This window comes from Streptomyces adustus (genome assembly GCF_009377175.1).
Classification (GTDB): Bacteria; Actinomycetota; Actinomycetes; order Streptomycetales; family Streptomycetaceae; genus Streptomyces; species Streptomyces adustus.
Map to the genome: position 1 here is coordinate 1 of NZ_VJZD01000342.1, position 8,017 is coordinate 8,017.

7 protein-coding genes and 1 pseudogene are annotated in these 8,017 nt (G+C 68.8%); 3 read left to right on the plus strand and 5 right to left on the minus strand.

All coding sequences use genetic code 11. The annotated features are described in order from the left end of the window. The 4 genes and pseudogenes from FNH09_RS42540 to FNH09_RS42555 form a co-directional block, all read right to left on the minus strand. A pseudogene (locus tag FNH09_RS42540) lies at positions 1-133 on the minus strand (ribokinase); the annotation flags it as partial. Positions 134-222: 89 nt separating this feature from the next. After that, complete coding sequence (locus tag FNH09_RS42545) at positions 223-2,169, minus strand: ABC transporter permease/substrate-binding protein (RefSeq protein ID WP_152895221.1); 1,947 nt, start codon at positions 2,167-2,169, stop codon at positions 223-225. Next, complete coding sequence (locus FNH09_RS42550; RefSeq protein ID WP_162469932.1) at positions 2,159-3,724, minus strand: ATP-binding cassette domain-containing protein; 1,566 nt, start codon at positions 3,722-3,724, stop codon at positions 2,159-2,161. The genes FNH09_RS42545 and FNH09_RS42550 overlap by 11 nt, the downstream gene beginning before the upstream one ends. Continuing rightward, entirely contained in the window at positions 3,721-4,737 is a 1,017-nt protein-coding gene (locus FNH09_RS42555; protein WP_152895222.1) for a LacI family DNA-binding transcriptional regulator, read from the minus strand. The genes FNH09_RS42550 and FNH09_RS42555 overlap by 4 nt, the downstream gene beginning before the upstream one ends. Before the next feature lie 112 nt (positions 4,738-4,849). Here FNH09_RS42555 and FNH09_RS42560 point away from each other — a divergent pair, with 112 nt between their 5' ends. Then, complete coding sequence (locus FNH09_RS42560) at positions 4,850-5,563, plus strand: flavodoxin (RefSeq protein ID WP_152895223.1); 714 nt, start codon at positions 4,850-4,852, stop codon at positions 5,561-5,563. 13 nt (positions 5,564-5,576) lie between these two features. On the opposite strand, the gene FNH09_RS42565 is transcribed toward FNH09_RS42560, so the two are convergent. After that, positions 5,577-6,821, minus strand: a complete 1,245-nt coding sequence (locus tag FNH09_RS42565) for an RNA-guided endonuclease InsQ/TnpB family protein (protein WP_152895224.1) — start codon at positions 6,819-6,821, stop codon at positions 5,577-5,579. Positions 6,822-6,848: 27 nt separating this feature from the next. Here FNH09_RS42565 and tnpA point away from each other — a divergent pair, with 27 nt between their 5' ends. Further along, positions 6,849-7,289 (plus strand): IS200/IS605 family transposase, encoded by a 441-nt coding sequence (gene tnpA, locus FNH09_RS42570; protein ID WP_152895225.1) that lies wholly within the window; start codon positions 6,849-6,851, stop codon positions 7,287-7,289. A 224-nt stretch (positions 7,290-7,513) separates the two neighbouring features. Then, a complete protein-coding gene (locus FNH09_RS46915) occupies positions 7,514-7,651 on the plus strand; it encodes a hypothetical protein (RefSeq protein WP_156110861.1) in 138 nt (45 codons plus the stop codon). Positions 7,652-8,017 lie beyond the last annotated feature (366 nt).

The following is an 8,017-nucleotide window of genomic DNA, read 5'->3' on the forward strand; positions in this document are numbered from 1 at the left end:
TGGCGCCCTTGCCGCCGGGATGGACGGCCAGGTCGGAGCCGAGCACCGTCTCGCCGGCGTCCGGCCGACGCTCGACGCCGATCACCAGGTCGGCGTTGGCGGACCCCACGACCAGGAGGTCGTAGTCATACATGAGAAGTACCTTTCCCCACATGCGGTTCTGCCGAGGAGCGGGGGGCACCGCCTTGCGGTGCCCCCCAGCGCCCGGCTCGGGTTTCGATGTCAGCCGCGGAAGCCGGCCACGTTCTGCTTCGTGACCACCTTCACCGGCACCTTGACCGTGTCGGCCACCTTCTTGCCCTGCACGGCCTTGAGCGCGTTGTCCACCGCGATCCGGCCGAGCTGGCTGGGCTGCTGGGCGACGGACGCGTAGAGCGTGCCGCTCTTCACGGCGTTCAGGCCGTCGGGAGTGCCGTCGAAGCCCATGACCTGGACGGACGTGCCGGCCTTGGAGCCGAGGGCCTTGATCGCGCCGAGCGCCATCTCGTCGTTGGCCGCGATGACGCCCTGGACGTCGGGGTGGGCCTGGAGGAGGTTGGACATCACGTCGAGGCCCTTGGTGCGGTCGAAGTCGGCCGGCTGCTGCGCGACGACGGTGATGCCGGGGTAGGCCTTCAGGCCCTTTGCGAAGCCGGCCGCGCGCTCACGGGCGGCCGAGGTACCCGCCTGGCCCTGGAGGATGACGATCTTGCCCTGGCCGCCGAGCTTCTCGGCGAGCGTCTTGGCGGAGAGTTCACCGCCCGCGACGTTGTCGGAGGCGACCAGAGTGTCGACGGATGCCTTGTTGACCCCGCGGTCGACGGCGATGACCGGGATGTTCGCCTTGTCGGCGGCCTTGACGGAGTTGCTCGCGGCGTCGGAGTCCACCGGGTTGACGATGATCGCGCTGAAGTCGGAACTGGTGAAGTTCTGCAGCTGGTTGGCCTGCTGCGAGGCGTCGTTCTGCGCGTCCGTCACAGTCAGCTTCACGCCCAGCGCCTTCGCCTCGGCCTGGGCGCCGGAGCGGATCTGCACGAAGAAGGGGTTGTTCAGGGTGGACAGGGACAGGCCGACCTTCTGGGTGCTGCCGGAGGAGTTGTTGTGCAGGAAGGAGGTGGCACCCACCAGTGCGACGGTGGCCACCGCCGCCAGGGCGTACGTTCCCGCCTGCTTGCCCTTGCCGCCGCCGGCACCGGCCGCGACGGGGGTGGCGCCGGCCTTGCGGCGCACGGTGTCGAGGAGGACGGCGAGCGCGATGACGACGCCGATGACGACCTGCTGCCAGAACGCGGACACCGACAGGAGGTTGAGGCCGTTGCGCAGCACGGCGAGGATCAGCGCGCCGATGAGGGTGCCGGACGCCCTGCCGGTGCCGCCCGCGAGGGAGGCGCCGCCGATGACGACCGCGGCGATCGCGTCGAGTTCGTAGCCGTTGGCGGCCTGCGGCTGAGCGGAGGACAGGCGGGAGGCCAGGACGATGCCCGCGACCGCGGCGAACAGGCCGGACAGCGCGTAGATGGCGAGCTTCTGCCGGTTCACCCGCAGACCCGACAGGCGCGCGGCCTCCTCGTTGCCGCCGATGGCGTACATGGAGCGGCCGATGTAGGTGCGCCCGAGCACGACGGCGGCTATCAGCCCCATCACCACCATGACCAGCACCGGGACGGGCAGCCAGTCGCCGACGGTGTCACCGAGGTGGGAGACGGAGGCGGGGAACGGGATGGGCACGCCGCCGGAGATGACCAGCGACAGGCCGCGGGCCACCGACAGCATCGCGAGTGTCGCGATGAACGACGGCAGCTTGCCGTAGGCGATGAGGAATCCGTTGACGAGGCCGGCGACGACGCCGGTGGCAATGCCCATCAGCACGGCGACGAACACCGGTACGCCGTGGCTGGTGGCGGCCCAGGCGATCACGGTCGCCGACAGCGCGGCCACCGAACCGACCGACAGGTCGATGCCCGCCGAGACGATCACGAAGGTGGCGCCGAAGGCGAGGATCGCCGTCACTGCGGCCTGGACGCCGACGTTGAGCAGGTTGTCGGTCGTGAGGAAGTCACCCGACAGCGCCGACAGGGCGATGACCAGGACGATGAGCGCGGTGAGCGCGCCGTTGTCGAGCAGGACGCGGCGCAGGCCGCTCGTGGCGCCGCCGGCGCCCGCCTTGCCCTTGAGCGTGTCAGTGGCCATGGCGGGCCTCCGTTTCGGTCGTGGAAGTCGAAGTGGTCGTGATGGAAAGAGCGGCGGGGCCGGCGGCAGGGCTGCTGACGGCAAGTGCCATCACGGCGTCCTGGGTGGCCTCGTCGGCCTCGAGTTCTCCGGCGATGCGTCCCTGCGCCATCACCAGCACCCGGTCGCTCATGCCGAGCACCTCGGGCAGGTCGCTGGAGATCATCAGGACGGCGGCGCCCGCGGCAGTCAGTTCGTTGATGAGCTGGTAGATCTCGACCTTGGCGCCGACGTCGATGCCGCGGGTGGGCTCGTCGAGGATCAGCACCTTGGTGTCGGCGAGCAGCCACTTGCCGATGACGACCTTCTGCTGGTTGCCGCCCGACAGCGTCCGTACGTGCTGGCCGAGTCCGGCCATCCGCACGCCCAGCTGCCCGGCGATCCGCGCGGCCGACTCGTGCTGGCCCCTGCGGTCCACGAGGCCCGCGCGGGTGGCGGAACGCATGGTGACCAGGCCGAGGTTCTCCTCCACCGACGCGTCCAGCACCAGCCCCTGACCCTTGCGGTCCTCGGGCACGAGCCCGATCCCGGCCGCCAGGGCCGCGTTCACGTCGTGCCGACGCAGCGCGCGGCCGGAGACGTGCACGGTCCCCCGGTCATAGGGGTCCGCGCCGAACACGGCCCGCGCCACCTCGGTACGGCCCGCGCCGACCAGGCCGGCAATGCCGACCACCTCACCGGCGTGCACCTCGAAGCCGATGTCGTGGAAGACGCCGTCGCGGGTCAGCCCCTCGACGGTGAGCAGGGCCGTTCCGGTGTCGCCGCGTTCACGCGGGTACTGCTGCTCGATGGAGCGGCCCACCATCAGCCGTACGAGCTCCTCCTCGGGGGTGCTCGCGGGGACCTGGCCGACGCTGCGGCCGTCCCGGATCACGGTGACGCGGTCGCCCAGTGCGGCAATCTCGTCGAGGTGGTGGGTGATGAACACGACGCCCACGCCGTCCTCGCGCAGGCTGCGCACGATCGCGAAGAGCTTGTCGACCTCCTCGGAGGTGAGCACGGCGGTCGGCTCGTCCATGATGAGCACGCGCGCGTCAAGGCTGAGCGCCTTCGCGATCTCCACCATCTGGAGGCGGGCGATGCCCAGTTCGCGCACCCGCGCGCGGGGCGACACCTGCACGCCCACCCGTTCGAGCAGGGCGGCGGCCTGGGCCTCCATGGCCCTGCGGTCGATCATCCCGAAGCGGCGCGGCTGACGGCCCAGGAAGATGTTCTCCGCGACCGTCAGGTCGGGGACGAGGTTGAACTCCTGGTAGATCGTGGCGATCCCGAGGCGTTCGGCGTCCTGCGCACCGTGGATACGGACCTCCTCGCCGCCCACGAGGATGCGTCCGGCATCGGGGGTGTGCGCTCCCGACAGCGTCTTGATGAGGGTGCTCTTGCCCGCGCCGTTCTCGCCGAGCAGGACATGCACCTCACCCCGGCGCAGATCGAAGTCGACGCCGTCGAGGGCGACCACCCCGGGGAAGGACTTGCGTATGCCCTCGATGCGCAGCAACTCGTCCGAATCGCTCACGACTGACTCCTTTGCGTTGCGGGGGGATTGCCGCACGAGCGGCGTACGACGAGACGGGCGGGGAGGGTGACGGACTGGGGGGTGCGCCCCTCGATGCGGTCGACAAGCGCGCGCACGGCGGCGCGCCCCAGCTCGCCCGTGGGCTGGGCGATCGCGGTGATCGGCGGGTCGGTGTGCACGAACCACGGGATGTCGTCGAACGCGACGAGCGCGATGTCGTCCGGAACGCTCAGTCCATGGGCCCGTACGGCGTCCAGCGCGCCGAGCGCCATCAGGTTGTCGGTGGCGAAGACGACCTCCGGCGGCTCGGGCAGGCCGAGGAAGCCCTCGGTGACCCGGCGACCGCTGGCGGCCTGGAAGTCGCCCTGTCCGATGTAGGCGTCGGGCAGGCTCAGGCCGTAGGCGGCCAGTGCCTCCCGGAACGCCTCGATGCGCTCGCGTCCTGTGGTGGTCGCGGCGGGTCCGGCGATGATCGCGAGCCTGCGGTGGCCGAGCGCGTGCAGGTGCGCGACGAGGTCGTGCACGGCGGCGCGGCCGTCGGAGCGCACCACCGGTACGTCCATGCCCTCGATCCACCGGTCCACGAACACCAGGGGCGTGCCCGCCTGCGCGGCGTCCCGCATGAGCGAGGAGCAGCCGTCGGTGGGTGAGATCAGCAGTCCGTCGACCCGGCGGTCGAGCAGGGTCCGCATGTGATGGTCCTGGAGCTCGGGCTGCTCGTCGGCGTTGCCGATGATGACGCTGTAGCCGAGCGCGCGGGCCGCGCCCTCCACGGAGCGGGCCAGTTCGGTGAAGTACGGGTTCAGCACGTCGCTGATGACCAGGCCCAGGGTCCGGGTCTGGTCCGTGCGCAGGGACCGGGCGACGGCGTTCGGGCGGTAGCCCAGATCTTCCACGGCGGACAGCACACGGGTACGGGTGGCCGTGCTGACCGACGGATGGTCGTTGAGGACACGGGAGACCGTGGCGGCGGAGACGCCTGCCGCGGCGGCCACATCCTTGATGCTCACCATCGCCGCCCACTTCCTTGTAGAGGCTTTGAAATCGATTACATCGATCGTTCAAAGGATTGAAAACGATTTCATTATGCGGAGCAAGGGGCGCTTGCCGTGAGCTGCGCCACGTATGCCGCAGGACTCCGGACGCGACCGCCCGGTCACCGGTCACCTTGCGCGCACGCCCGGCACGCCGCCGGCGAGCGGGCAGCCCCTCACCATCGACGTGACGCAGAGCGGACAATCGAGCAGGTCCACACTCGCCCGATGTCCCTCTTCATCACGATCTGCGCAATTGAACGCCGGACCGCGCGCTGCGATTCCCGGCCGGCCCGCAGGCCGTGATCGGCCAACCGCCGCCCGCACCGCTGGCGGCCGTACCGACCTGAAGGTCGGCAACACCGAGGCGTCGGCCAACAAGATCGACAGCCGCACCACCTGCGACACCTGTCGCATCCAGGCCGCCGACCCCTATTCGAGCGACTACGACGCGACCGTCCAGCGCAACGTCCGTGAGCAGTACGCCAACGCCCGCCCAGCCATCGAAGGCCGCCTGCCCTCCCTCGACGGCTACGACACCATCCTCCTGGCCAGCCCCATCTGGAACGTCCGAGCACCCATGATCAAGACGGCGTTCACCGAAGCCCTCGACTTCCGAGGCAAGACCGTCCACCCGGTCACCACCTACGCCATGAGCAGCCGGGGCCCCACCGAACGCGACTACGACGCCTCCTGTCCCGGCGCGACCATCGCCGAAGGCCTTGCGGTACGCGGAGAAGAAGTCAAAGACGCCGACACCGAAGTTGAGGCATGGCTCCGACGCATCGAGCTGCCCACCCGTTGACGTGCTCCCTGGCCTAAAGTCCAGGGATTCCGGCCTGGGTCGTCTGACCCTTCCGGGGGCTTCCTGCTTCAACGCGCTGTGCGGGCACGTGTGCCCGTCTTACCGGCGCTCCACAGGCGTTTAGCGTCTCCACCCGTCCGGTGGCGACGATGCGGCGTCCTTCGAAGAGGACGTTGCGGGCTGCGTTGTGGTCGCGGTCGTGCACGGTGCCGCAGGCGCTGCACGTCCATTTTCGGACGTGCAGGGGCTTGGGGCCGTCCCTGAATCCGCAGGCCGAGCAGACCTGGGAGGACGGGAAGGCGCGGTCCACCTTGGCGAAGGTGCGGCCGTGCCGGGCCGCCTTGTACTCCAGCATGCCGACGAACGCGGACCATCCCGCATCGTGCACGGACTTGGCGAGCCGGGTACGTCCGAGACCGGACACCGTGAGGTCTTCCACGTACACCGCTTGGTTGTCGCGGATGATCTGTGTGGATGCCTTGTGGTGGAAGTCCCGGCGCCGGTCGGCCACCTTGGCGTGCTGGCGTGCGACCTTGATACGGGCCCTGGCCCGGTTCTTGGATCCCTTGGTCTTGCGGGACAGCTCCCGCTGAAGGCGCTTGAGTTTCTTCTCGGCCCGGCGCAGGAAGCGGGGGCTGTCGATTCTGCTGCCGTCGGAAAGGATCGCGAAGGCGGACAGGCCGAGGTCGATACCGGCGTCGCTCTCCACACCGGGGAGGATGTCCGGCTCGGTGTCCACGACGAAGCTGAGGAAGTACCGGCCGCAGCTGTCCTTGGTGACGGTCAGGGACGTGGGTGCGGCCGGAAGCTGGCGGGACCACTTGGCCTTGAGATTGCCGACCTTGGCCACGTACACCGTGCCGTCGCTCTGGAGGGAGAAGGCGTTGGTGTTCAGGCGGACCGACTGCCGGGTGTCCTTCTTCGACTTGTAGCGGGGAGGGCCGGCCTTGCGGCCCTCCCGCTTGCCCTTGAGGCTGTCGAAAAAGTTCTTGTAGGCGGCATCCAGGTCCCGCAGAGACTGTTGCAGGACGACCGCCGACACGTCGGCGAGCCAGGCACGTTCGGCGGTGCGCTTGGCCTGGGTGATGCGAAGCCGGGACAGCTCGGCCGACTTCACATACGGCAGCCCCGCCGCGTGCGCTTGTTTCCGGTCGCGCAGGCAGTCGTTCCACACCACCCGCGCGCACCCGAACGCCTGGGCCAGCGCACGGCGCTGGCTGGCATCCGGGTAAGCCCGGTAGTTGTAGCGAAGCTGCATGAAAACGACACTACTACGATTGGTCTCATGGATGCACAGAACGACTACAGACGTGGCAGGCACGTTGTTTCGGCGATGCATGTGCACTTGGTCTTCGTGACGAAGTACCGGCGCGGGGTGTTCAACGACGAGATGCTGACACGCTGCGAAGAGATCATGCGCAAGGTCTGCGAGGACTTCGAAGCGGAGCTGAAGGAGTTCAACGGCGAACGCGATCACGTCCACCTCCTCGTGCACTACCCGCCCAAGGTCGCCGTCTCCAAGCTGGTCAACAGCCTCAAGGGCGTCTCCGCCCGCCGGATACGGCAGGAGTTCACCGGCCGGATCAACCGCGCCATCATGCACGGGCACCTGTGGTCGCCCTCGTATCTCTCCGCCTCGTGCGGGGGAGCACCGTTGGCGATCGTGCGCCAGTACATCGAGCAGCAAAAAACGTCCGCTCTAACGTGCACGTCAGAGCAGTCTTGAGATGCATTCATCCCCGGCGTGAACGCCGGGGCTTTCTGCAAGAGTCCCGGTAAAGGCTCCTGTCGGCACGTCACGGCACGTCCGGATGCCAGCGCTCACCGACTGCTCGTCGTCCTCGCCGCTGTCCGGGTCCCGCAACGAGCGCAGACCACCGTCAGCGGCACGGAAGCTACTACCTCATCGGCACCTGCGCCGACCGCGAAGAAGCCCTGCGCCAGGCACGGATGAAGGCCGACCGCCCCACAGAACGCAGCAGCCGTCACCACCAGCATCTCGACCACACCTGGACCGAGGTCCGCGCCATCACCACCACCCCGATCGGCCAGGTCGAAATCGCCGACGAACGGACAGTCGGCCGGTAGCAGACCACTCGAAGAAATCCCGCGTGGCGGCCGCGGTAGCGGGCAGTCGCCACCGAGTCGGTCGCCGTCCAGCCTGTTCGCCGGCTTTGTCCGTCACGATGCCCAATGCTCTTGCCAGTCTGACCGACGCGGTCTGCAAAGCCCGGGACCCCAGGACGCCTGTGCGAAGTGCTTGCCACCTCGCCCCGGACGCACTCACGAGGGAGCGAGACACCGTGCTGACGACGGCGGGCAGGGCATTACCGGTAGTTCGTTAAATTCGGTGGTGGCGTGGGTTGACGGCAGGCCTGGTCGGTCGTAGTTCGGCTGTAGGAGTCAACTGCCTGGCTGGGAGCTGAAGATGACTGCTCGCCGTCCGTGTCCGCC